The sequence below is a fragment of the Allocoleopsis franciscana PCC 7113 genome (assembly GCF_000317515.1).
Classification (GTDB): domain Bacteria; phylum Cyanobacteriota; class Cyanobacteriia; order Cyanobacteriales; family Coleofasciculaceae; genus Allocoleopsis; species Allocoleopsis franciscana.
Genome location: NC_019738.1, coordinates 4,506,514 through 4,530,334, shown reverse-complemented (window position 1 = coordinate 4,530,334; position 23,821 = coordinate 4,506,514). Strand labels below are relative to the sequence as shown.

Sequence of the window (23,821 nt, the reverse complement as noted above, 5' to 3'; positions counted from 1 at the left end):
CCAAAGTCTCAATCAAGGCGATCGCCTCACTATTTCAAGTTCAGCCGCAATACCAAAATGGTCGGAGGGGTACAGAGTACGGTCATTGGGTGCAGGTTCGGTGAGAATGAGTTGGCAGTTTTGCACACGCAGGTGCTGGTTGATAAACACGTAGTCCAACGTACCCCGCCAAGGTCGCAAGTTGCGGTGAATCCACGCATTAACTAGGTATTTGACCACCCTGCGCTGCAAGCTGCGTCGTTTTTTTAAGGGTGTGGGACAGGTATATTCCGGCTCGTGACCGTGGTAGGCTGCGTAAGCTGAGGTGAATCGATCGCGCATCAATGCGATCTGCGCTTCGCAGCAGCGCTTCGCTATCGCAGGTGTCTCAGGCATACCATTAAAATCCCCTACTGCCACGATTGGCCTATCGGGTGGTAACTTACCCAGCCAGTCGAGGAGCAACTGCACCTGCTTTACCCGTTCGGGGCTGGGGCCAGGATACCAGTAATAATGCCCGTTACAAAAGACCAATCGCTGACCGTCCACTTCAACCTGAACATATTGCGCTACCCGTCCCTGAGTTTGCAAGTCCAGTGTTTCTTGTTGCGTGAAGGGATAACGGCTAAGAATTGCCCCTCCGTAATACGGGAAACCTTTATCGTCTAGCCCTTTGTGAGGCACTAGCTGCACGTAAGGCATATTAAGCTGCTGTGCTAACCAAGCGCTGTTGTCTTCTGGAAGCTTGACCTCCTGTAGTCCGATTAAATCTGCCTGTTGTGCTGCCAAACCCTCCACCAGGAGTTCGCGTCGCTACGCCCATTTTTCCATTTCAAACAGAATGTTGATCGTGACGACTTTGACCACTTGGCGATACGCTCCCAGGTTCAGACAAAAGCATTCCGTCTAGAGTTTAATGCTAAACTTCAGCATCTTTCGATTAGATAAAAACATGTCTGAGCTTTGGGAATAAGGGAGGGGGTCGTGGAGTGGATAGAACAACTAAAGAAAGCGCACCAGACGCTAAGAACACAGTTACTAGATCAGGGGCAACAGAATAATCCAAGTATCAATTCTAGGGACTGGTCATGGCGGTTCTGGCTTGCTGTGCCACTCTACCCATACAGTAGGCGGCGAACCCTTCGCAAAGAAATAGTTAAGGACACCATCTGGACGTTCGACCAGTTGCAGGGCATCCTCTACACCGTCGTCCCGATTCGCATGACCGTCGTTAAGCTCGAAAAAGGCGGTCTCCTCGTCTATGCGCCAGTCGCGCCGACCAAAGAGTGTATTCGGCTGGTTAAGGAGTTAGAGGCGAAGCACGGTAACGTTAAGTACATCATCCTGCCAACTGCCTCTGGCTTAGAACACAAAGTCTTCGTTGGTCCCTTCGCCAGACAGTTTCCTGCGTCAAAGGTTTTTGTGACTGCCAACCAGTGGAGTTACCCACTTAATCTGCCACTGGGTTGGCTAGGTTTCCCCACTAAACGGACTCAGATACTCCCAGAGTCTAGCGGTGCCGCCCCGTTTGGGGATGAGTTTGACTACGAGGTACTGAGTATTGATCTCGGACGGGGTTCTTTTGAAGAAGTTGCCTTATTGCACAAGCGATCGCGCACTCTATTATTAACAGACTCGGTGCTTTCTGTGCCAGAGAAGCCACCAGAGATTGTCCAAGTTGACCCCTACCCCTTGCTGTTCCACGCCAGAGACAATGCCTTCGACGTGGTTGAAGACACTGAGGCGAATCGCCGCAAGGGATGGCAGCGCATTTCGCTGTTTGCATTGTACTTTCGTCCTAGCAAGTTGGAGACGATTGGACTGGGGGAGGCATTTCGCGATGCCTTCAAAGCGCCGGAGCGATCGAGGAAGGCGTATTTCGGTTTGTTTCCATTCCGATGGAAGACCGATTGGAAGCAGTCATTCAATGCATTGCGAGGGGGCGGTCGTCCGTTTGTGGCACCAATTTTACAGACGTTCATTTTCAACCAATCGCCTAGGGACGTACTCGACTGGGCGGATAAGGTGGCGAAGTGGTATTTTGAACGAATTATTCCCTGCCACTTTGACGCACCTATTGAGGTAGGGCCGCATCAGTTCCGGCAGGCGTTCACTTTCCTTGAGAAGAAACCCTCTACAGGTGAGGACACATTGAGAAGTGCAAGTCAGCCTCTACCTGAGGAGGACTTTGAATTCATGAGGAAACTGGAAGAGAACCTGACCAAGCGCGGTATCACTTCGCCAGCAAAGGAGAACGTGTAGGCGATCGCTTCTCGTGCTACTTCGACTTTGGGCAGTGAACTTTGAGGAAGATGGTGCGATCGCTTAATGATTCAGTTTTGGAGTGAAGGGACGAAGGAGCGTGTACTGTTAACATAGAGCCAGCGTTCCCTTGTAGTCTATGTTTCCGGTCAAATACCCCATTCCCCAAAGTGACCCGCCCTTGTCGCCGAGAGAAACCCTACCCTCCATGTACGATTTGCCTAGCGAAGACCCGGAGGAACCTGGTTTGCCCGACGAATTCCATGACTTGCAAGCGCAATTCTTGACCCTCACGTTCTGTCCTCCACACTATCCGGCTTCGCGGGTATTCAGTGCCAGCGACATGAACCTTTACTATGATGTGCGCCACGCTCAATGGTACAAGCGACCGGATTGGTTTGGCGTTGTGGGCGTGCCTCGACTTTATGATGATGTCGATATGCGCCTTTCTTACGTGGTTTGGCAAGAGGGCGTGAATCCTTTCGTGGTTGTGGAATTGCTCTCTCCGGGGACGGAAAAAGAAGACTTAGGGGAAATGGATGAGGAAAAGCTGCCAACTGAGTCTGAGGACGTTGTAGATAATGGGCAAGCCGTTCAGCCTCAAAATGAGAATAAACCGCCACGAAAATGGGAGGTTTACGAGCAGATTCTACGCATTCCTTACTATGTAGTTTTTAGTCGTTATACCAATCGGCTACGAGCCTTTAAACAGGAAGGGGCACGTTACCAAGAGTTAGAGTTACACCAGCCACGAGTATGGATGCCTGAGATAGAGTTAGGCTTGGGATTGTGGCAAGGAGAGTATCAAGGAATTGAGCGTTTGTGGTTGCGGTGGTATGACGCTCAAGGTAATTGGATTCTTACTGAGGCGGAACAGGAACGACAGCGAGCTGAACAAGCGGAATCTAAGTTAGAGTCTTTGATGCAGCGACTTCGAGAATCAGGAATTGACCCTGAGAGGTTTTTGAAAGAGCAAAGCTGAATTAAATGAAATAAAGCGATCGCTCCCTACTTCAGCACTCTCATGCTTGCAGTTTCTCCGCGATCGCTCCCCTTTTTCTCGTATTTATCTCACCAACTTAGACAGATACCTGCACTCTACCTTCAACTACCCTCACTTGATAAGTGGGAATGCTGACTGTTTCATCATCAAGACACTGTCCAGTCAGTAAGTTGAAATTTTGCTTGTAAATCGGGGAAGCCACTTTGAGAATCCCTTTGCGATCGCCGATAATTCCCCTCGATAACACAAAGGCTTTACTAAACGGATCGTAATTACTAATCGCAAAAACCTCATCCTGATTCCCGACTTTGAAAATCGCTACCTGTTGGCCTTCAACTAAGGCACAAACTCCGGTATTGGGTGAGATCGCTTCAATCGAACAAATATCAACCCAGGTTTTACTCGTCTCACGAACTAATGCTTGAACCATTGTTTTTTTCCTAATAATTACGTGCTGCGTTTTCTTCTGGACTGGTTAGAACATCAATCCACTACATCCCCATAGAACCCCTCCCCATCCCTCCCCGTTTCGGGGAGGGTGCTTGATTCTTTCTAATTCCACCCAAAAACGGAGGGATTCTGGGTGATTTCCCCTGCATGTCTCCTCCCTTACTCAGGGGGAGATGAGGCTATTATGAAGTAATCGCTAGAGTTTTTTCGTGTTCTTTAGCGGGGCGTTTTTGACCCCGTTCTTCTACATGTACAATATTTGGATCGGACTCATCAGAATTCACAAAATGACGAAAACGATTGAGTTTTTCGGCATCTTCAATGGTCGTTTTCCATTCACATTGGTAAGTATTAACTAGGTACTGCATCTCTTGCTCTAACTCAGCACCAATGCCTAGAGAATCATGAATAATGACCTGCTTAAGGTAATCAATTCCCCCTTCAAGTTTATTGAACCAAGTGGCAGTGCGTTCCAGTCGATCGGCGGTACGGATATAGAACATAAGGAACCGATCTAAATATTTAATCAGGGTTTCCTTGTCGATATCCTCGGCTAGCAATATGGCATGTTGTGGCTTCATTCCACCATTGCCGCACACATACAAATTCCAACCTTTTTCAGTCGCAATGATGCCAAAGTCCTTACTTTGGGCTTCGGCACATTCACGAGTACAACCCGATACAGCAGATTTTAGCTTGTGGGGCGATCGCAAACCCCGATACCGCAGTTCTACCTCAATCGCCAAACTCGTAGAATCCTGCACTCCAAAGCGGCACCAGGTACTACCCACGCAAGATTTCACCGTCCGCAGTGCCTTACCATAGGCATGACCGGATTCAAATCCGGCATCAACTAATCGCTGCCAAATATGAGGCAATTGCTCAACACGAGCACCAAACAAATCAATCCGTTGTCCACCTGTAATTTTGGTATAAAGACCAAATTCTTGGGCAACTTGTCCTAGCACAATCAGCTTATCCGGCGTAATTTCCCCACCCGGTACTCGTGGCACAACTGAATAAGTCCCATCCCGCTGAATGTTAGCGAGGTAGTAATCATTGGTATCTTGAAGACCAACAAGAGACTTCTCTAAAATATGCTCATTCCACGTCGAGGCAAGAATGGAAGCTACCGCTGGCTTACAAATTTCACAACCCCTACCTGTACCGTGTTGTTGAATTAACTCATCAAATGTCTTAATTTGGTGAACACGGACTAAATGATAGAGTTCTTGACGGCTATAGGCGAAGTGTTCGCAGAGATGATTCTTCACCTCTATCCCTGCTTTCTTCATCTCCGACTTGAGCAAATCTGTCACCAGTGGTACGCAACCGCCGCAACCTGTTCCAGCTTTCGTACATTTTTTGATGGTGGGAACATCGGTTAAATTCTGCTCTCGAATCGCTGTACAAATTTGACCTTTGCTGACATTATTACAAGAACAAATTTGGGCGGTATCCGGTAAGCTTTCCACCCCCATCTTGGCTACAGGTGCGCCTTCCCGTGGCGGCATCAGCAAATCTTCTGGATGAGGTGGCAGGGTAATGGCGTTTTGCACAAATTGCAGCAAAGTACCATAAGCAGACGCATCCCCAACGAGAATTCCACCCAGTAAACGAGTACCATCCTCATTCAGGACTAGCTTTTTGTAAATGCCTTGAACGGTATCGGTAATGGCAATTTCTCTAGCACCAGGAGTTCTGGCAAACGCATCTCCAAAACTCGCAACATCCACCCCCAAAAGTTTTAGCTTGGTAGACATATCTGCACCGATAAAGGTGCTCGTGGTGACGTTGTTTAACAAATCTGCTACAACTCCTGCCATCGTATAACCAGGAGCAACTAAACCATAGATGCGATTTTTGTAGAGGGCACATTCACCGATCGCATAAATTTCTGGATCGGATGTTTGGCAGTAGTCGTTAATAACAATACCACCGCGTTCTCCGACTTCTAACCCGCAGCTTCTAGCCAATTCATCACGGGGACGAATTCCGGTAGAAAAGACGATCATGTCTGTTTCTAACTCAGAACCATCTGCAAACAGCATCTTAACAATTTTGCCATCTTCGCTGACAATTTGAGTCGTTGATTTGCTGGTATGAACCGAAACCCCAAGCGCTTCTATCTTACTGCGGAGAATCGCGCCACCTGCATCATCAACTTGTACAGGCATCAGTCGAGATGCAAATTCAACGACATGGGTTTTCAAGCCCATCGTCTTGAGGGCATTAGCGGCTTCTAAACCTAATAAACCTCCACCAATCACAACACCAACTTGACAATTTTTGGCGTAGGTAGATATTTCTTCCAGGTCTTCAATGGTGCGGTATACAAAAGCTCCTGAAATCTCATTCCCCTTAATGGGTGGTACGAAAGGAGAGGAACCCGTTGCGAGGACAATCTTATCGTAGGGAACTGTTAAGCCATTTGCTGATGAGACGGTTTTTTGTTCGCGATCGATTGCAACAGCTTTATCACCAATATGAATTTGAATACCGTTTTCTTGATAAAGTCCCGGTTCTACCAGTGATAAATCTGCTGCTGTTTTTCCAGAAAAATAGCCACTGAGGTTTACGCGATCGTAGGCAACACGCGGTTCTTCACAGAAGGTTATCAAGTTCCATTCTTGTGTTTGTCCTTTGGCAATCATCAATTCTAGGAACTTGTGTCCTACCATGCCGTTGCCAATAACAATGAGATTCTTTTTGGCTGTCATAAACTTTTACAAGCCTTATTCCTCAGTTATCCACAATAACAACTATTAAAGTTTTGAATATCTTTTAGTAAATTTGGCTACAGAATAGTGAATTCGATGCAATATCTGCTCAATTTTAATGTTTTTTTTGCATAATAATGGAACTGACCTGTTAATCCACCCGTTGAGAGACGCCTTGTGAGAGGAAAACAGCCCTTTGGTTTTCGGACGTTGTACATGACAACAGCATTAGAACTCACTCTTCTATGTAGCTGCGCGATGTTTATAGTTATCAGATGCGGTGACGATTACGCTGAATGGTTCAGTCAAGGAAGGTTGCACTCTCATTAGGATCTCGAAAAACCTATTCTTTCCAAACATATAGATGATATTGATTATGTCGATTCTTAAGCTGTTGTGCATTTAAGAAAGCGAGTTATATTTTAGCCTTTTTCTGGTCGAATGGGCAGGATACCATCCAAGCAATGCAATTTAAATCTTATTCATGTTATACACAAAGAGGGATATAACTGAAAATTAAAATATTACGTTCTGTCATAATATAAAACTTGCATTACTCCGCTATAACTCTTTAGTTTATTTTTCTCATTTCGTCCATTATCTTGTTAAATTTGGCTATATAAACTATTGTTTATAATAATGATTTTTTAAATCACTTTGCTTTAAAGGTAAAATGGAAAAACGAGAAATGATAACCCAATTAGCGTTTGACTATCCATCAGAGCAAATAGGCAACTCTGTCATCGTGCAAGCAGACTGTTTGGAGTGGCTAACACGAATACCAGAAAATAGCATTCATGCTGTTGTGACAGACCCACCTTATGGTGTAAAAGAATATGATTTCGAGCAAATTGTAAAAAGAGGAAATGGCAGTGGAGGAATTTGGAGAATTCCCCCCTCATTCGATGGGCATCAACGGTCACCTTTGCCACGTTTTACAGCACTTACTCAAAAAGAACGAGTAATCTTAAAGTGTTTTTTTGCCGAATGGGCTAAGTTTGTCGTGCGTGTATTGCGCCCTGGTGGTCATGTCTTTATTGCGAGCAATGCCTTTCTTTCTCAGCTAGTTTTTGGAGCATTAGTTGAGGGTGGATTGGAGTTTCGTGGAGAATTAATTCGCCTTGTAAGAACGCTTCGTGGTGGCGATCGCCCAAAAAATGCTGAGCATGAATTTCCGGATGTCTCATCAATGCCCAGGGGCTGTTATGAACCGTGGGGTATTTTCCGCAAACCCATTCCATCAGGGATGAAACTAAGTGACTGCCTACGAAAATTCCAAACCGGAGGACTGAGAAGAACTGCGGATGGCAATCCTTTCAATGATGTAATTTTCAGCGAAAGAACACCTCAGCAAGAACGCAACATAGCCAACCACCCAAGCATCAAACCCCAGTCTTTTCTACGCCAAGTTGTTTATGCTTGTCTTCCTCTCAGTGAAGGGATTATCGTTGATACGTTTATGGGTTCAGGCTCTACATTAGCAGCAGCAGAAGCAATGGGAATTTGCTGTATTGGTGTTGAACGCTATCCAGAATATTATGAGATGAGTCGTACAGCGATTCCGAAGCTAGCAGCACTTAAGATACAAACTGATTTGAAAACATCATCTGAGACTAACGCTCTGAAAACACCCTCTGAGAACATGGAACACCATCAGCTATCTCTATGGTAGCTTCGGGGCTTGATAAATCCAGTTTGCCATCATTTTCTGGTAACCTGAATTGGTCACACTTGCAGTAATTGTGCGACGGCTATTTTCCGAGCGACCAGAGAAAGACCAATCTGCCTTGGTCAGCGCTGCCCCGACAACTTTAACAAACCTAAAGGGTTTTGGCTGAATACCCTTTAATGTATCGGTAGGACGGTTGCTATCAAATACAAACACCATAAGCCAAATTTCTTCAGGATTATGACCTTGCCATCCCCTCAGATAGCGAGAGGCTTTAATTTCAATTCCTTCCTTAGCATATTGAACAGCATTATTAGAGAAGTATCCAGCCGGAATTAGGTCAGGATGTCCGTTATGATGTTGATTTTTGACAAGACTGGAACAGTATTTAGGAATACTTGTAATCATAAATTCACCAACTAGACTGCTGAAGTTAGCTGGCATCAACATTGATTCAAACCGTTCCAATTGCCTTGTGTGTAGTTGTTGATTGATGAAACCGATAAAATCAACAAAATCATTCATTGCCAGCCGAATATGGTCTGCGGTACATCCATACTGTAGGTTGGCATTAAGGTTAAAGCTGTTAGGTTCGACGGGGTAAGGTTGGCAAGCGATCGCCTCCAAGTTCTGACTCATTAGCTTATCCTTCGGACAATTATCACCAATCCCAATTATCAGGGCTGATGAGGAGCGATCGCACACTTAGATAACTCTTGCACACAAGAAACGGTAGCCAGCATCAAATGCTTCTAATTTCCGTATTTCCCCAAATTTAGTATCCCATTGACCACTGTCTAAATCCTTTTTGAGGCGGTTCACTCCTGTTTCGACAATACTGGCATTCGCTAAAGCTAAAGCTGATATACCTGCACGAACATCGGGATTCAAATAGATTTCAGGTCGCCGCCAGCCTGCTGCAAAAAACATATCTGTTAAATTATGGGGCAACATCAACGGAACAATTTCAACAATCCTGTGAGTACTCGCCTGAATGAGTGATGCAACATCGGTTAAAGATGGAAAAACACGAAAAGCATCTTCCCAAAGGGAGGGAAAGTACTCAGCAAGCCAGGGTTTTTCACCAACTCTGGGGTCAAATGTTAGAAAAATAATTGCAGCGCAACAAGCAATTATGGGCAAAGCAAAAAATCTCCAAGTACCGCTACACATTGCGCCGGAGTTGCTTTTGTTTACCCAAATCAACCGAACCCGTGAGGATTGCAGTCCGTAATGGCAAAGTGACTTCAATGGTTGCTGCCAGTAATGGACAGCCAGTTAATCGGGAGGACTTCGCAAAGTACGATTTGATCGCAAAGCTATTTGAGATTGTAGAAGATGCGATCTGCGCTTCGCAGCAGCGCTTCGCTATCGCCAAAAAAGCATACCGCCTATCCGTAACTTACCACCCCACCCTCGGCTACCCAACCAAAATCGACATCGATTACAACAAACAAATGGCTGATGAAGAGATATTTCTCACCATTGAGAATCTGCAACCGCTCAAATAGGTAAAATGTGTTAGCAAATTGCAACCCCCCGAAGTGTGACACATGGAGAAAGAACTTTTACAAACACTCGATGCCACGGGTACTCGGTTTGTGCGGATTCTCTGGTGTGACAATGCCAACATTATTCGTGGCAAGGCGGTACATCGGGGAGCAATAGCTGAGTACCTCCAACACGGTGTTGGCATTTCTGCTGCACAGCAGGCGATTCCTGTAATGGCTGATGCCCCAGCACCCGGAAGTGGTTTGGGTCCGGTGGGCGAGGTGCGCCTAGTCCCCGACTGGAACACTTTAACACCTTTACCCTATGCTCCTGGTCATGCTCGTGTGATGGGGGACATGCTCAAAGAGGGTACTCCTTGGAATCTTTGTCCCCGAAATTTCCTGAAAAGGATGGTTGCGGAAGCGAAGCATGAGGGGTTAGAAGTGATTGCCGCTTTTGAGAATGAATTCTACTTTCTCAAACAGACAGCGAATGGGATTGTTCCTGCGGATGAGACGGTTTTTGCCTCAACCCTAGCGATGGATTTGCATCAGCACGTAATAGATGAGATTGCAGAAGCACTGGTTGAGCAAGGGATGCTAGTTGAACAGTATTATCCAGAATCGGGGCCAGGGCAGCAGGAAATTTCGATCCTTTATACTCATGCCTTAGCCGCCGCCGATCAGCAAATTGCGTTTCGGGAAACTGTGCGTGCGATCGCACTGCAACATCATCTTACCGCCTCCTTCTTACCGAAAATCTTCGCTGACAAGGCAGGTAGCGGTTGTCACCTCCACCTCAGTCTCTGGCAGGATGGACAAAACCTGATACCCAATCTTGATGTAGAGGGGGAACTCTCAGAAATTGCCCGTCGCTTCATTGCCGGCATCCTCCACCACCTCCCAGCCCTCATGGCACTCACCACACCTAGCACCAATTCTTATCGCCGGATTCGTCCACATCATTGGAGTGGTGCATTTCGGTGTTGGGGAACCGATAATCGAGAGGCGGCGGTGAGAGTGGTAAGTAACCCGGAAGAATGTAGCCCAACTCAGTTTGAACTGAAAACAGTGGATGCTTCTGCTAATCCTTATCTGGCTTTGGGGGCTGTGATTGCGGCGGGATTGGATGGCATCCGGCACTGTTTTGAACTGGGAGAATCGGTGACAATCGACCCTGGATATATGACAGAAGCGGAGCAAAATATCTGTAATATTGATCGATTGCCTATCAATTTAGAGCAGTCTATCGCTCAACTGAGTAGTGATCAAGTGCTTCTAGAGGCTTTGGGTACAGAACTTGCTCAAGCTTATTTGGCAGTTCGCAAAGCCGAGTGGGAAGCGATGAAAGATTTAGCGCTGGAAGAGGAAGTGAAATTGTTATTAGAGCGGTATTGATTACATAGGGATAGGTTGAAGGTGGAAAGTTCTAACCTTCCATCGGCTAACCGACTAAACCTCTCCGTTAATCGATGACGACTTCCATTCTTCCGCGTCGGACAGCGTATAACAAGCGATTAATTAAATCTTGCTCAGCATCGCTGAGGGGATATGTCAAGATGGTAGCCACTAAGCCATAGCAGTCTGTAAGAGTTAATTTGCCTTTTTGAGACGCTTGAGTGAATAACTTCGCGATCGCAGATTCGAGTAGGCGTGTTTCGGACAAATCAGCATTTTTCATAATACAGCTTCTAACTCTCTACTTCCCAGCCTTTGCGTCAAACTCTTGCTGCTTGTATTCAAGGTATGACAGGCGGCTTGTTTCTCACTTCCCCCAGTGGATTCACCCAACTGGGTAATAGTTTACTACGCTTATTCTGAATGTAATTCTGGAAGAATTAACAAATTCTACAGGTTTGTCATCGGTCATTGGGAATAGGAAGCGCTGAAGTTTAGGCAGAACTCTTAAGATGGGGAGCGATCGTTTTGGTAAATTGCCGGAGTAAACGAAAGTGTGTGAACCGCAGCTATCCCGACGGAAGTTAATGAATGTTCTGTTTGTCTTCATGGGATTTACTTCAATTCCTTCAAATTAATAAGCCTTGGCGACTGAAGTCGCGGCTATACAGACAAAACCTGCCTACGCAGGTTTGAGAATTTCTGGTTTGTCTTTAGTCCGCGCAGGCGGACTTCGTTTGTGTAGCCGCGAATTCTATTCGCTGGGTAGATTCTCTCTCAGTCTCATTCTCTGAATGGCTGTCAGATGATTTTTCTAACTGTTCAAATAGACCAGGAATTTCAAGCTGTATCCAAGATTCCTGATTTTCATTTGCAGTATAATCCATTGCCTCGTTCTCCTTAACTGGCTTTCTCTTTGGTTGTCTAACCAATTGAAAACATCCTATAAACTCTGTTGAAAAAAGTCCCAGAAAAAATTTTTCGATAAATTATGGGCTACCGAAAAAATTTTCGGGTTATTCAAACATTTAGCTTAAGTCCGTTTTTTTTACAGTTCAGTTAAACTAAATAGTTAATGCGCCAAGGTCTGATACCATTTCACTTTTAATCCGTTACACATCGACCCCCCTAGCCCCCCTTATCAAGGGGGGAACAAGAAAACTATCTGTAGCAAGCATTTAGTGAATTGGTATGAGAGGGTTCTGGAAATATAGCTATAGTATGAGTTCATGGCAATCCTTTTTTATAATGCAGGTATGCCGTAAACAAGGCTTAACTGACACGGGCTTATCTAAGAGAGAGGGAGAAATTCTCCTAGCGAAATTTCCTGATGAGGAAACCATAAGAACCAACAAGCCGGTTGCCGATTACCTCACAGGCGACAAAATCTGTACTCCAGAGAATGTTGAAGTGCAGATGCGAACTATATATAACGAGTGCTTCTCTCCAAAGAATTGCAAAGACCCTCCTGACTTCCAAGGCGAAATAGGTCAAAAACGAGATCCTTGCTTCCAAGCTTGGCTGAAACGGAAGTATCAGGAATATTTGCCAGTTACAAGATGTTCCGAATCTGACTCTCTCAGTGCCACCCCTGCGAGCGCGTCACAACCAGTTTGGCGTCACCAGTTTCAAACCCTAATCGACAACAAAACAAAGGATTTCGTTGGTCGTAAATATGTCTTTCATGCGATTGCCGAGTTTCTGGAAAACCAACCTAACGGCTATCTCATTATTGAAGGCGATCCTGGGATAGGTAAAAGTGCCATATTAGCGGAGTATGTGCGGCGGACTGGGTGCGTGGCTCATTTCAATTCGTGAACTACGAACATTAACAGGTCATACTGAATGGGTTTGGGCAGTAGCGATTACAGCAGATGAAAAACTGGCTGTTTCTGCCTCTGATGACTGTACATTGAAAGTTTGGGATTTAGCTAGTGGTGAGAACCTAAAAACTTTAAAGGGACACACTGATATAGTTAGGGCAGTTGCAGTAGCAGCGACGGCAGATGGACATTGGATAATTTCTGGTTCCCGCGATCGCACCTTGAAGGTTTGGGAATTAGCCAGTGGTCGTGTATTGCACACCTTGACAGGTCACACTGACTTGATCAGTGGGGTGGCAGTGACAGCAGATGGAAAGCGAGCTGTTTCTGCTTCTAAAGACAGTACCTTAAAAATTTGGGATTTAGCTAATGGTCGCGAACTGTTCACTTGGGCAGGTCACGATGAGTGGGTCTGGGCAGTGGCAATTACATCGGACAATCAGTGGGTAGTTTCTGCATCTGATGACCGCACATTAAAAGTTTGGGAATTAGAGAGTGGTCGTGAACTGCATACCTTGGTAGGACATACAGATCAAGTCAGTGCAGTGGCAGTGACAGCAGATGGAAAGTGGGCTGTTTCTGCTTCTAAAGACAGCGCTATTAAGGTCTGGGAGCTAGCTAGTGGCAAAGAACTACGAACCTTACTAGTGGTCTGTCAAGAACTAATTGACGGATAGAGCCGCTTCAATTTAATCCGAGCCTTAGTACATACACACTTCTACTGTTCGTCAAAATTGCCTTGACAGACCACTAGGGCATAATGACTCAGTTCTTGCAGTAGCAGTAACAGCGGATGGCAAGCGAGCTATTTCTGTGTCTCGCGACCGCACTTTAAAAGTTTGGGATTTAACCAGTGGAAACATCGTTTCCAGTTTCAAAGGGGACAACATATTTTCAGCATGTGCTGTAGCAGCAGATGGAGTAACTATTGTTGCAGGTGATTCCCTTGGTTGTCTGCATTTTCTTCGCCTAGAAGGAGTGTGATGTCGTTACAAGGGAGGAGGCGATCGCATCTTTTCAATCCCAAACCTTCGACAAGTTGCAGTAGATGTAAACATAAAATCAGGGGAAAAATCTCTCTCTCCTGACACTTGACTGGCGCCCACCAACCCTTATTTTCAAATAAGTGATAGAATATTCCCTCCACAAGGGTATCTTATAGGAACAGAGTGACTGGAAGAAGACTATGGGAGCTGTTCCAAATCCTTCGCTTGATGCTGGTCTTGACGCCCTGCAACAGGCAAATTACTCAGATGCGATCGCTCACCTCGAAGCTGTGCGCGAGACGGAGTTAGACGAGTCTCTCGTCACTCAAGCTTCACAAGCGCTTGTAACGGCTTACCAAAGAAGCGGCGATTGGGAAAATGCGATCGCCCTTTGCCAACACCTCACTCAGCATCCTGACCCCAACGTCCGCGCATGGGCAACGAGTACTCTGGCAGACTTAAACACCAATGTCCCAGCCACCCCCAACCGCGCCACTGCTTCAGACTCCACAGGATTTGTTCCTTTTAATCCAACTCCATCTCAAACACAAACTGCCTCACAAAAGACGCCCTCTGCCATTGCACAGCGATTGGCAAATTCCACCAAGCGTCTGTTTTCTAACGCCAAAACTCAGGACACTCCCAAAAGCACCACTCCGACACCAGCAAACGCAAACAATCGCAGGCTGGCAAATGCTGGGATATCAGGGAATTCTCGCTCCAATTCAGCCGCCACAACAGAAAACCCATCCTTACTTCCCGCTTCCTACTCTCCCCCCTCAACTCCCGTTCCCTCAATCTTCACCCCCCGCCCTAGATGGCGCAACAGCGGACGTGCTGAAAACTGGAGTCCTCTCAAACCTGTAAAATTGAGACGCCTTTGGTTTGTCGAAGCCGTTACCGTTGTCGCACTATTTTTGGTTGTGCAAGTCTTCCTGCGCTTCGTGATGCAGACAACCAATGCCATCTTGGTGCAGGTGCCCTTCTTCTATCCCATCCAACTTTTCTACCGCGACCCAGCTCAAGCGATCGCCATTGTTTTCGTCATCCTGCTGATTCTCTCTCCCTGGCTGATCGATGCTTTATTGAAATTAGTTTATGGTCTTGAGAGCTTACCCCTAACACAACTGGCCTCCAACAATCCAGAAGCCGCCCAGGTCGTGCAACGATTTTGCCGCCAACGCAAAATTCCGATCCCTACACTGAGCATTTTACCCACCAATGCCCCAGTGGCACTCACCTATGGCAATCTCCCCCGGACTGCCCGAATTGTCGTGAGTCAGGGCTTATTGACGCAACTGGCGGATAACGAAATCGCCACCATTTACGCAGGTCAGTTGGGACATATCCGCAACTGGGACATTATCCTCATGTCTTTAGGCGTGCTAGTCATCCAAATCCCTTACACGATTTATTGGCTAGTTGCTCACGGAGGAGAGCAGTTTGCCGACTTTGTCGGGCGTAAGCTGCCCTCTTATCAACGATTTCTTCCGGCTATCGTTCGGGGAATTACCGGAACAATCGCTTCTATTAGTTACGGCATTTACTGGTTATTCCGCCTGCCGCTTCTCTGGTTTTCCAGGGCGAGAGTATTTTATAGCGATCGCATGGCTGTAGAAACAACCGGCAATCCCAATGGATTGACCCGCGCTTTACTTAAAATGGCCTTGGGAATCACAGAAGAAATCCAGCACGACCGCAAAACAAGCGGACTTTTGGAAAGCTTCGACCTCTTGCTACCCGTAGGATATCGACAGGCACTGCTCTTTGGCAGTTGTTCTCCTCACACTCCCTTTGAAACCGTTTTACAGTGGGACTGCACCAATCCTTACCGCGACTGGTTACTCGTCAGTGCTTCCCATCCTCTACTGGGGGAACGTGCCGCCATGCTGGGTCGCAATGCCCAGTTCTGGAAGCTTGACCCTGAATTAAATTTACCTCCCATCGCTCCCCCAGTTCATACTTTTGGCCCATGGATATTAAAACTTGTCAATGCTCCTAAAGCCTTTCCTCTACTGCAAAGTGCTGTCTTTTTTGGGTTGCTGCTCGGTATTATCCTCAGGGGTGTTTTTTGGTCAATTGGACAAATTGGTGATTGGCTCAACATTTGGCAAGTGATCTGGATGCACAACGCTAGACCGTTTCTCGACGCTTGCATTCTGGTTGCCTTTAGTCTCAGTGTATTCCTGTGGATTAATCGCTACTTTCCCGACATTAAACCGTCCACGGTACGAACCGAACCCAACTTAGGAGAGTCTCTCTCCAATCCAGCAACACTCCCGCCCGATAGTGAACTGGTTCAAATCACGGGCAAACTCTTAGGGCGTCACGGCTTACTCAACTGGTTGGGACAAGACTTAATCTTGCAAACCTCCACGGGTTTGGTGAGACTCCACTTCTCATCCTTGTTAGGCCCCTTGGGCAATATCTTACCGAAGCCAACTCGTCCCAGCCATTTAGTAGACCAGCAAGTGACCGTGACTGGCTGGTTTCGCCGGGGTGTAACACCCTGGATTGACATTGAAACGCTACGCAGTCAAGGTGGCAAAGTGACACGAGCCAACTATCCCCTCTGGCTGACTCTGCTTGCCCTTGTCGCGGCACTCTGGGGAGCTTACCAAATTTGGCAAGCCTGACGTGAAGAACACAAGAAATGTGTTTTTCCTCTAGAACGCCGATGAATTAATCTTGTCGGAGACACGCACCCTTGTCGCTAGAAGTAAAGAAATATTGCAAAGTTTAGCATTTATTGTTACATTTGTTTACATCTAGCCGAGGCATAGGCAAGATGAGCTTCCTAGCTCATCAACTTAACCTTGGGTAGGGTTGAGGTGTCTTTGTACTAGGTATTCTCCCTCCAACACAGCAGCTTTCACCAGTCACCGCGAATGACTGGTTTTTTACTATATATAGGTCTAGGTCGCCATAAAGGTTAGGACAGCCCTAACGGCTGAAACGACGACGTACCAGTAATACACATAAAAGCCATCTGCCTTCTGCCTACTGCCTTCTGCCTTCTGCCTTCTGCTATAGATGCTGCACTCAAACGCTTCATGTTGAGAAGGGCGTCAAAGTACAGAGTCGCGATCGCAAAAAAAGAAACGGTAGTGTAAAGAACAAACGCCGGATTTGGCAAGAAGCCATCACCCCAAACTCATGGTACGGTTTGGGCTTCGTCTCACGGACACTGGAGGGAAAATAGAAACACAATCGCAGAAATTAACTCAAAACAATAGCCATTTAGAACAACCCATGAAGATTGATCACAGAGCAGACGAAAATATGGCTCTTAATCAACAGCTCAAAGAAGCTCTGGTGGAGAGTGAAAGACGATTTCGTGCCATTTTTGACCATACCTTTCAATTTACTTGGCTCCTGAAAACAGATGGCACTCTCGTAGAGGCCAATCAAAGGGCGTTAGATTTCAGGGGACAGAAACGTTCGGATGTCGTCAACCACCCGTTTTGGGAAGCTCCGTGGTGGAGCCATTTTCCAACTATCCAAGAGCAACTCAAACTTGGGATTGCAGCGGCGGCTCAGGGTGAATTTGTGCGTTATGAGGTGGATATTACAGGTGCTTTTGAGGCTGTGATGACCCTTGATTTCTCCATCAAGCCGTTCACCGATGACACCGGTCAAGTTGTACTACTGATTGCGGAAGGATGTGACATTAGCGATCGCAAACAAGTAGAAGCTTTGTTAGCCGAACAAAATCATATCTTGGAAATGATTGCCAAGGGGGAACCCCTCCCAGACGTTCTCAGCATCATCGCCCAGATGATTGAGCAGCAAATTCCTCAGTGTTGGTGTTCCTTTCTCTTGCTAGACAAAAACGGGGTCACGCTCCGACATGGAGCCGCTCCCAGCCTTCCAGACGCCTATAACGAAGCAATCGATGGCCTCACCATTGGCCCCTATGCGGCATCCTGCGGTACCGCCGCTTATTGGGGAGAAGCCGTGATTGTCGAGGATATTGAGAGTCATTCTGTGTGGGCCGATTTCCGGGATTTGGCACTTTCCTATGGATTAAGAGCCTGTTGGTCTCGTCCCATCTGTTCTACCGTAGGCAAAGTCTTAGGCACAATTTCCATCTATTACCGCGAACCCCATACCCCAAACCGCTACGAGCAAGAACTCACGGCTAAAGCCACTCAACTCGCCAGAATTGCGATCGAGCGTTCTTTTGCACAGGAGGAATTGCTTCGCAGTAATGCCATGCTCAAAGCCCAACAAGAAGCTGCGCTTGATGGGATTCTAGTGATCGATGAAAATCGCCAGATTGCGTCCTACAACCAGCGTTTTTGCCAGTTGTGGCAGATTCCGCCTCAGCTTGCCGAAACCGGGGATGAAGGACGGCTGCTCAATGAGATGCTTTCCCAACTCCAAAACCCACAGCAATTTCTGGCTGAGGCCGAGTATCTCTACGCTCATCCGACAGAAACGAGCTACGCTGAAGTGACCTTGATCGATGGGCGAATTTTTGAATTTTACTCGGCCCCTGTTCTCTCTCCCACCGGGGGTTACTATGGCAGAATTTGGTACAACCGAGACATCACGGAACGTAAGCAAGCCGAAGCCGCATTGCGTCAGACGGAAGAAAAATATCGGTTGTTAGTCGAGTCGGCTGGGGATGCAATTATCGCCGTAGATGCAGAAACCGGGATTATCCTAGAAGCCAATCAGATGGCGGAAACCCTTCTCGGACGCACGCGATTTGAACTGATTGGTCTGCATCAAAGCGAGATTCAACCCCCCGAACGGCGCGAAAAATATACAACTCTGTTTAAAAAACATGTTGAGGTCAGTGGTGTTCTGCAAAGCGAAGTGGAATTATTTCATAAAGACGGGACGATTGTGCCTGTCGAAGTGAGTGCGACCGTTGTGGATGTGCAAGGCAAAAAAATTGTTCAGGGAATTTTTCGGGACATTCGCGATCGCAAACAAACTGAGAAAATCCTCAAACAAGCTAAAGTTGCCGCTGAAGCTGCCAACCGCGCTAAAAGTGAATTTTTAGCGAATATGAGTCATGAATTACGTACTCCTTTAAATGGAATTTTAGGCTATACCCAAATTTTGAAACGAGAGCCTAATCTCAACGTCAAACAACAGGAGCAACTCGGCATCATTCAACAGTGTGGAGAACATTTGTTAACGTTACTCAATGACATTTTAGACCTCTCCAAAATCGAAGCCCGGAAAATGGAACTGTACCTGAGTGATTTTGAGTTTCCTCATTTTCTGGACAGTATTATCGAAATCGTTCGCATTCATGCCGAACAAAAAAATATTTTCTTTCGTTATGAGATGCTTTCCCAAATTCCGGCTTTTGTCAGGGGTGATGAAAAACGTCTGCGGCAAGTCCTGATTAACCTCCTGGGCAATGCGGTTAAATTTACGGACGCTGGCGGGGTAACTTTTAAAGTCGGCTATGTCATGGAGACTGAGGAGTTGGGACAAGGAGGATTTTCTAGCGGGCATTTGTCTGGTGATACTCCTTTATCTCATCCTGCTTCCCCATCCCCAATTACTAAAATGCGCTTCTTGATTGAAGACACTGGCATTGGTATGCCATCCGAGCAAATTGCAGAAATCTTTTTACCATTCCATCAAATTGGTGACCCGACACGTCAGGCGGAAGGTACGGGATTAGGACTCGCCATCAGCCAAAAATTAGTGCAATTAATGGGTGGCAAACTGCATGTAGAAAGTCGCTTGGGTCAAGGTAGTGTTTTCTGCTTGGATTTAGATTTACCCATAGCATCCGAAGAGGCTGATGTTGCCGAACATCATGAAGGGAGGGTGATTCGGTTAAAAGAAAAGTACAGGTTACTGGTGGTAGACGATAAATGGGAAAATCGCTCGGTTCTAGTTGACCTCCTCTCTCCTTTAGGCTTTGAAGTCCTCGAAGCCAGAAACGGTCAAGAGGGTCTGAATCAGGCGCTTCAACATAAACCGGATGTCATCTTGCTCGATATGGTTATGCCAGGAATGGACGGCTTTGAGGTCGTGAAACAACTTAGGGAGTTACCGAACTTGGAGCGGGTTGTTGTGATTGCGATGTCAGCCAGCGCTTTCGATAATGACCAAGAAAAGTCTTTAACCGCAGGTTGTGATGGTTTTATCTCTAAACCTGTACAGGTCGGAAAGTTGTTAGGACAGCTACGCCACCATTTGGGGTTGGAATGGGTTTATGAAGAAACGGATTTAGACACTCTCACTGTTCCTGATGGTGCGACAGCTCCAATTGCCCCATCCCCCAAGGTAGCGATTAGGGATGAACGGAATCATGCACTCCAAACAGGGCTTCCTCTTCAAGGTAGTCCACTCCCCGCAACTCATTATGCCCATGCTTGGCAAACCCTAACAGTGGTTCCACCCCCCGAAGAACTTCAGGCTCTCTATGAACTGGCGATGATGGGGGACATTAGAGGTATTCAACAGCAAGCTAAGAGACTTGAACAGTTAAACGAGCAATTTGCACCCTTTGCCAAACAGTTGAGTCAATTAGCTAAAGGCTTTCAAGAAAAACAAATTCTGGAATTTGTTAGAAAGTATATGGCAGAAGATGAATGAATATCGAATACCCTGACAAAGGGACTATCCTGTTTGTTGATGATAGCCCGACCACTTTAGAATTACTGTTTGAATTTTTGACGGATACTGGATTCCAAGTCTTAATCGCTCACAATGGTGAAAGTGCCATCCAAATCGCTGGTTCTGAGCATCCAGATCTGATTTTTTTGGATATCATTATGCCCGGAATGGACGGGTTTGAAACCTGTCGTCGATTGAAAGCGAATGATTCCACACAAGACATTCCCGTCATTTTTATGACCGCTTTATCTCAAACAGCAGTAGTGGTTAAAGGGTTTCAACTGGGAGCTGTTGATTTTATTGTCAAACCCACTCAAAAAGAAATTATTCTTGCCCGTGTCACCACTCACCTGACGATTCAAAAATTGCAACATAGTCTTTTAGTGCAAAATGCACGATTGCAACAAGAAATTCAGCAGCGTCAGCAGATGGAATCGGCACTCCAAGAGGCAAATCAACAACTCCATCGCTTGGCAACTTCAGATCCTTTGACACAACTGGCGAACCGCCGTCTATTTGATGAATGCTTGAGCAAAGCTTGGAGCATCTTGGCTAGGGAAAAATTGCCTCTATCGTTATTACTTTGTGATGTCGATTTTTTCAAACTGTATAACGATAGCAAAGGTCATCAAGCAGGAGATGAGTGTTTACACCAAGTGGCTCAAGCGATGAAGCGAGCGGTGAAGCGTCCGGCTGATTTAGTGGCTCGTTATGGAGGGGAAGAATTTGCTGTGATTTTACCCAATACGAATGGGGAAGGGGCACTGCGAGTGGCAGAAGAAATTCAATGTTCAATCAGAACGCTGGAAATTGCTCATCCCCAATCCCCAATTAGTGAATTTATCACTCTTAGTTTGGGAGCCTCTTGTACCATTCCTTGGTATAAAGGTTCTCCAGAAGCCCTAATTGCTACGGCAGATCGGGCGCTATATCAAGCGAAACAATCGGGACGCGATCGCACTATTTTTGTCCCTTTGACAAACGCGGATAGTTGGGATGGTTTCCCCCAATGAGGAAGGCTAATGGGTAACGGGTAATGGGTAATTCAGCCATTATAAATAATCAATAATAGATTATCAAAAATAACAAATTATGAACTATCAAGAAAATCTAGCCGCAATGAGTTCAGAAAATAATAATAAAGGCGTTATTGTAATTGTCGATGATAAACCGACAAATCTGGGAGTCTTATTTGACTTTTTGACCGATTCAGGCTTCAAAGTCTTAGTGGCTCAAGATGGTGAAAGTGCCATTCAGAAAGTTGAATATGCTCATCCCGATCTGATCTTATTGGATGTAATGATGCCGGGAATTGATGGGTTTGAAACCTGCCGCCGTCTGAAAGCTAATCCTGCCACTCAAGACATCCCGGTAATTTTTATGACGGCGCTTTCCGAGACGGTGGATAAGGTCAAAGGTTTCAATCTTGGCGCTGTCGATTATGTGATTAAGCCAGTGCAGCAAGAAGAAGTTCGAGCCAGAGTCACCACTCATTTGACACTCCGAAACCTGCAACATAAGCTACAACAGCAAAATTTACAGCTTCAAAAAGCTGAGGAAAAATATCGCAGTATTGTTGAGAATGCCACGGAAGGGATTTTTCAGGCAACGCCTGAGGGGCGCTACATCACAGCGAATCCTGCATTGGCGCGAATCCTGGGCTACTCCTCTCCAGAAGTACTCATGAATGAAATTACCAATATTGGGAAGCAACTTTATGTTGAACCGATGCGTCGTGACGACTTAGTCGCTTTGATGAACCGGGAAGATACCTTATCTGACTTTGAGTCTCAGGTTTATCGGAAAGATGAGAGCGTCATCTGGATTTCGGAAAATATTCGTCCCGTCAGAGATGCCAATGGTAAGCTGCTTTACTACGAGGGCAGTGTTACCGACATTACAGAGCGTAAACAGTCTGAAGTTGCCCTACGCCTCGCCCGGAAACGAGCGGAACTTCTACTGCTCAATATCCTACCCCAACCCATTGCTGAACGTTTGAAACGGGGTCAGCGCACATTGGCTGAGAGCTTTGAAGATGTTACAGTTCTGTTTGCCGATCTGGTTAACTTTACCAAGTTCTCGGCGCAAACCTCTCCGACAGAACTGGTGGAACTCCTGAATGTGATTTTCTCCAAGTTTGATCGACTGGCAGAGCAGCATCGTATTGAGAAAATCAAGACCATTGGCGATGCCTATATGGTTGTTGCGGGTTTGCCGACGGCTCGTCCAGATACGGCAGGAGCGATTGCCCAAATGGCGTTGGATATGCAAGACGCAATTGTCCAACTCAACACTGAGCTGGGTAAATCTTTCCAGCTAAGAATTGGGATTCATTCGGGTCCTGTTGTCGCAGGCGTGATTGGGATTAGAAAATTTAGCTATGACTTGTGGGGTGATACGGTTAACATCGCTTCTCGCATGGAATCTCAAGGTCTACCGGGTTCGATTCAGGTTTCTGCGACGACTTATGAGCGATTACGCGATCGCTATCTGTTTAAGGAGCGAAGCCCGATTCAGGTTAAAGGTAAGGGAGAGATGATTACTTATCTACTCATTAGCAGAAAGCCGATTGGATAAATGGGTGTTGAGACTAACATACAAATAGTGTTTTTTAAACATAATTGAATTACACACCTCTATATATAGTGTGGTTTTGAATTTGCATTGAAATCCCAGTTGTTAACTCGCTAATCTTCCAAATAACCGAGCCAGATAGACCTGTGCTACTATCTGGGAAAACATTCTCTTACTGTCGATCACCAATGGGCAAGGTTCTGGTGTTAAACGCCTCCTACGAACCGCTCAATATCACCAACTGGCGACGGGCGGTTGTCTTGTTGATCAAAGGGAAGGCGGAGCAGGTTGAACACAACGGCAAATACGTCTACTCAGAATTCCCTCTCCCTACAGTTATCCGACTGCGGCATTACGTGCGGGTTCCCTATAAAGAAATCCCACTAACTCGCCGAAATATCCTCCATCGGGATGGACACTCTTGTCAATACTGCGGTTATACGGGTGATGAACTCACGCTCGATCATGTGGTTCCTCGCTCTCGCCACGGAGGAGATACTTGGGAAAATATTGTCACCGCCTGTGTACGCTGCAATGTTAAAAAAGGCAGCCGCACCCCTAAAGAAGCGAATATGATTCTGCGGAATCAGCCTCGTAGACCTTACAGCAGCTTGCACTTTGAAGTCGCTAAACATGTCAAGGGTGGATTGCATCAAGAGTGGCGAAAGTATGTGATCGGCATTTAATACTCTACCTTTAAGCAGAGTTATAAAATCAACAACTTAAAATTCTACCAACAGACTCATGGTCGGAAAACACGACCACTCGATAAGATATGGCTGACTGGTTGTTTTGCGAAAATATAAAGAGGGTGGCGCACCAGTTGAACAGCTAACCGCTCCAATAAAAGTACGATTGATGCGGCACTGGCAA

At 46.2% G+C, this 23,821-nt stretch carries 21 protein-coding genes; 13 read left to right on the top strand and 8 right to left on the bottom strand.

Annotated elements, in window-relative coordinates; all coding sequences use genetic code 11:
• Nucleotides 1-12: 12 nt before the first annotated feature.
• A complete protein-coding gene (locus tag MIC7113_RS18825) occupies nt 13-777 on the bottom strand; it encodes an endonuclease/exonuclease/phosphatase family protein (protein WP_015183760.1) in 765 nt (254 codons plus the stop codon).
• A gap of 186 nt (nt 778-963) precedes the next feature.
• On the opposite strand from MIC7113_RS18825, the gene MIC7113_RS18820 reads away from it, so the two are divergent.
• Nucleotides 964-2,241 (top strand): DUF4336 domain-containing protein, encoded by a 1,278-nt coding sequence (locus MIC7113_RS18820; RefSeq protein ID WP_015183759.1) that lies wholly within the window; start codon nt 964-966, stop codon nt 2,239-2,241.
• Between the two features lie 139 nt (nt 2,242-2,380).
• Nucleotides 2,381-3,223: a Uma2 family endonuclease gene (locus MIC7113_RS18815; protein WP_015183758.1), complete on the top strand. Its 843-nt coding sequence runs from the start codon at nt 2,381-2,383 to the stop codon at nt 3,221-3,223.
• Between the two features lie 97 nt (nt 3,224-3,320).
• Here MIC7113_RS18815 and nirD read toward each other — a convergent pair whose 3' ends face one another.
• Complete coding sequence (gene nirD, locus MIC7113_RS18810; RefSeq protein ID WP_015183757.1) at nt 3,321-3,674, bottom strand: nitrite reductase small subunit NirD; 354 nt, start codon at nt 3,672-3,674, stop codon at nt 3,321-3,323.
• A 202-nt stretch (nt 3,675-3,876) separates the two neighbouring features.
• Entirely contained in the window at nt 3,877-6,414 is a 2,538-nt protein-coding gene (nirB, locus tag MIC7113_RS18805) for a nitrite reductase large subunit NirB (RefSeq protein WP_015183756.1), read from the bottom strand.
• A 688-nt stretch (nt 6,415-7,102) separates the two neighbouring features.
• On the opposite strand from nirB, the gene MIC7113_RS18800 reads away from it, so the two are divergent.
• The gene (locus MIC7113_RS18800; protein WP_015183755.1) at nt 7,103-8,086 is read left to right on the top strand and encodes a DNA-methyltransferase; all 984 of its coding nucleotides are present in this window, start codon (nt 7,103-7,105) and stop codon (nt 8,084-8,086) included.
• Here MIC7113_RS18800 and MIC7113_RS18795 read toward each other — a convergent pair.
• Nucleotides 8,078-8,722 carry a hypothetical protein gene (locus MIC7113_RS18795; RefSeq protein ID WP_015183754.1) on the bottom strand — a complete coding sequence of 215 codons (645 nt, stop codon included), beginning with the start codon at nt 8,720-8,722 and terminating at the stop codon, nt 8,078-8,080. The two genes, MIC7113_RS18800 and MIC7113_RS18795, sit on opposite strands and share 9 nt — an antisense overlap.
• A 66-nt stretch (nt 8,723-8,788) precedes the next feature.
• Nucleotides 8,789-9,226: a hypothetical protein gene (locus MIC7113_RS33570; RefSeq protein WP_155898040.1), complete on the bottom strand. Its 438-nt coding sequence runs from the start codon at nt 9,224-9,226 to the stop codon at nt 8,789-8,791.
• Here MIC7113_RS33570 and MIC7113_RS33565 point away from each other — a divergent pair.
• Nucleotides 9,199-9,594, top strand: a complete 396-nt coding sequence (locus MIC7113_RS33565) for a DUF6174 domain-containing protein (RefSeq protein WP_226883451.1) — start codon at nt 9,199-9,201, stop codon at nt 9,592-9,594. The genes MIC7113_RS33570 and MIC7113_RS33565 overlap by 28 nt on opposite strands.
• 42 nt (nt 9,595-9,636) lie before the next feature.
• Nucleotides 9,637-10,971 (top strand): glutamine synthetase family protein, encoded by a 1,335-nt coding sequence (locus MIC7113_RS18780; RefSeq protein ID WP_015183753.1) that lies wholly within the window; start codon nt 9,637-9,639, stop codon nt 10,969-10,971.
• Nucleotides 10,972-11,038: 67 nt separating this feature from the next.
• Here MIC7113_RS18780 and MIC7113_RS18775 read toward each other — a convergent pair whose 3' ends face one another.
• A complete protein-coding gene (locus MIC7113_RS18775) occupies nt 11,039-11,254 on the bottom strand; it encodes a hypothetical protein (RefSeq protein ID WP_015183752.1) in 216 nt (71 codons plus the stop codon).
• A gap of 430 nt (nt 11,255-11,684) precedes the next feature.
• The gene (locus MIC7113_RS37710; protein ID WP_015183751.1) at nt 11,685-11,858 is read right to left on the bottom strand and encodes a hypothetical protein; all 174 of its coding nucleotides are present in this window, start codon (nt 11,856-11,858) and stop codon (nt 11,685-11,687) included.
• Nucleotides 11,859-12,192: 334 nt separating this feature from the next.
• Between MIC7113_RS37710 and MIC7113_RS18765 the strand changes: the two genes are divergently transcribed.
• The 4 genes from MIC7113_RS18765 to MIC7113_RS18755 all read left to right on the top strand — a co-directional run bounded on the left by MIC7113_RS18765 (nt 12,193) and on the right by MIC7113_RS18755 (nt 16,416).
• A complete protein-coding gene (locus MIC7113_RS18765) occupies nt 12,193-12,789 on the top strand; it encodes an ATP-binding protein (protein WP_041780120.1) in 597 nt (198 codons plus the stop codon).
• On the top strand, nt 12,749-13,471 hold the full coding sequence (locus MIC7113_RS18760) for a WD40 repeat domain-containing protein (RefSeq protein ID WP_051055734.1): 723 nt from the start codon (nt 12,749-12,751) through the stop codon (nt 13,469-13,471). Before MIC7113_RS18765 ends, MIC7113_RS18760 begins: the two co-directional genes overlap by 41 nt.
• Before the next feature lie 31 nt (nt 13,472-13,502).
• Nucleotides 13,503-13,778, top strand: a complete 276-nt coding sequence (locus MIC7113_RS36600; protein ID WP_155898225.1) for a WD40 repeat domain-containing protein — start codon at nt 13,503-13,505, stop codon at nt 13,776-13,778.
• A gap of 202 nt (nt 13,779-13,980) precedes the next feature.
• Complete coding sequence (locus tag MIC7113_RS18755; RefSeq protein ID WP_015183749.1) at nt 13,981-16,416, top strand: M48 family metalloprotease; 2,436 nt, start codon at nt 13,981-13,983, stop codon at nt 16,414-16,416.
• A gap of 296 nt (nt 16,417-16,712) precedes the next feature.
• On the opposite strand, the gene MIC7113_RS36595 is transcribed toward MIC7113_RS18755, so the two are convergent.
• On the bottom strand, nt 16,713-16,916 hold the full coding sequence (locus tag MIC7113_RS36595; RefSeq protein WP_155898038.1) for a hypothetical protein: 204 nt from the start codon (nt 16,914-16,916) through the stop codon (nt 16,713-16,715).
• Nucleotides 16,917-16,936: 20 nt separating this feature from the next.
• On the opposite strand from MIC7113_RS36595, the gene MIC7113_RS33560 reads away from it, so the two are divergent.
• The 4 genes from MIC7113_RS33560 to MIC7113_RS18735 all read left to right on the top strand — a co-directional run bounded on the left by MIC7113_RS33560 (nt 16,937) and on the right by MIC7113_RS18735 (nt 23,634).
• Nucleotides 16,937-20,353, top strand: coding sequence for a PAS domain S-box protein (locus MIC7113_RS33560; RefSeq protein WP_015183748.1), 3,417 nt, complete (start codon nt 16,937-16,939; stop codon nt 20,351-20,353).
• Nucleotides 20,350-21,387 (top strand): diguanylate cyclase domain-containing protein, encoded by a 1,038-nt coding sequence (locus MIC7113_RS18745; protein WP_015183747.1) that lies wholly within the window; start codon nt 20,350-20,352, stop codon nt 21,385-21,387. The genes MIC7113_RS33560 and MIC7113_RS18745 overlap by 4 nt, the downstream gene beginning before the upstream one ends.
• A 79-nt stretch (nt 21,388-21,466) precedes the next feature.
• Nucleotides 21,467-22,951, top strand: a complete 1,485-nt coding sequence (locus MIC7113_RS18740) for an adenylate/guanylate cyclase domain-containing protein (protein ID WP_015183746.1) — start codon at nt 21,467-21,469, stop codon at nt 22,949-22,951.
• A gap of 185 nt (nt 22,952-23,136) precedes the next feature.
• Nucleotides 23,137-23,634 carry an HNH endonuclease gene (locus tag MIC7113_RS18735; protein ID WP_015183745.1) on the top strand — a complete coding sequence of 166 codons (498 nt, stop codon included), beginning with the start codon at nt 23,137-23,139 and terminating at the stop codon, nt 23,632-23,634.
• Nucleotides 23,635-23,821 lie beyond the last annotated feature (187 nt).

What these genes read in the sequence shown, in the direction of transcription:
- MIC7113_RS18815 (WP_015183758.1), top strand. Translation starts at nt 2,381, where the DNA reads ATGTTTCCGGTCAAATACCCCATTCCCCAAAGTGACCCGCCCTTGTCG.
- nirD (WP_015183757.1), bottom strand. Translation starts at nt 3,674, where the DNA reads ATGGTTCAAGCATTAGTTCGTGAGACGAGTAAAACCTGGGTTGATATT.
- nirB (WP_015183756.1), bottom strand. Translation starts at nt 6,414, where the DNA reads ATGACAGCCAAAAAGAATCTCATTGTTATTGGCAACGGCATGGTAGGA.
- MIC7113_RS18800 (WP_015183755.1), top strand. Translation starts at nt 7,103, where the DNA reads ATGATAACCCAATTAGCGTTTGACTATCCATCAGAGCAAATAGGCAAC.
- MIC7113_RS18795 (WP_015183754.1), bottom strand. Translation starts at nt 8,722, where the DNA reads ATGAGTCAGAACTTGGAGGCGATCGCTTGCCAACCTTACCCCGTCGAA.
- MIC7113_RS18780 (WP_015183753.1), top strand. Translation starts at nt 9,637, where the DNA reads ATGGAGAAAGAACTTTTACAAACACTCGATGCCACGGGTACTCGGTTT.
- MIC7113_RS18775 (WP_015183752.1), bottom strand. Translation starts at nt 11,254, where the DNA reads ATGAAAAATGCTGATTTGTCCGAAACACGCCTACTCGAATCTGCGATC.
- MIC7113_RS37710 (WP_015183751.1), bottom strand. Translation starts at nt 11,858, where the DNA reads ATGGATTATACTGCAAATGAAAATCAGGAATCTTGGATACAGCTTGAA.
- MIC7113_RS18765 (WP_041780120.1), top strand. Translation starts at nt 12,193, where the DNA reads ATGAGTTCATGGCAATCCTTTTTTATAATGCAGGTATGCCGTAAACAA.
- MIC7113_RS18760 (WP_051055734.1), top strand. Translation starts at nt 12,749, where the DNA reads ATGTGCGGCGGACTGGGTGCGTGGCTCATTTCAATTCGTGAACTACGA.
- MIC7113_RS18755 (WP_015183749.1), top strand. Translation starts at nt 13,981, where the DNA reads ATGGGAGCTGTTCCAAATCCTTCGCTTGATGCTGGTCTTGACGCCCTG.
- MIC7113_RS33560 (WP_015183748.1), top strand. Translation starts at nt 16,937, where the DNA reads ATGGTACGGTTTGGGCTTCGTCTCACGGACACTGGAGGGAAAATAGAA.
- MIC7113_RS18745 (WP_015183747.1), top strand. Translation starts at nt 20,350, where the DNA reads ATGAATATCGAATACCCTGACAAAGGGACTATCCTGTTTGTTGATGAT.
- MIC7113_RS18740 (WP_015183746.1), top strand. Translation starts at nt 21,467, where the DNA reads ATGAACTATCAAGAAAATCTAGCCGCAATGAGTTCAGAAAATAATAAT.
- MIC7113_RS18735 (WP_015183745.1), top strand. Translation starts at nt 23,137, where the DNA reads ATGGGCAAGGTTCTGGTGTTAAACGCCTCCTACGAACCGCTCAATATC.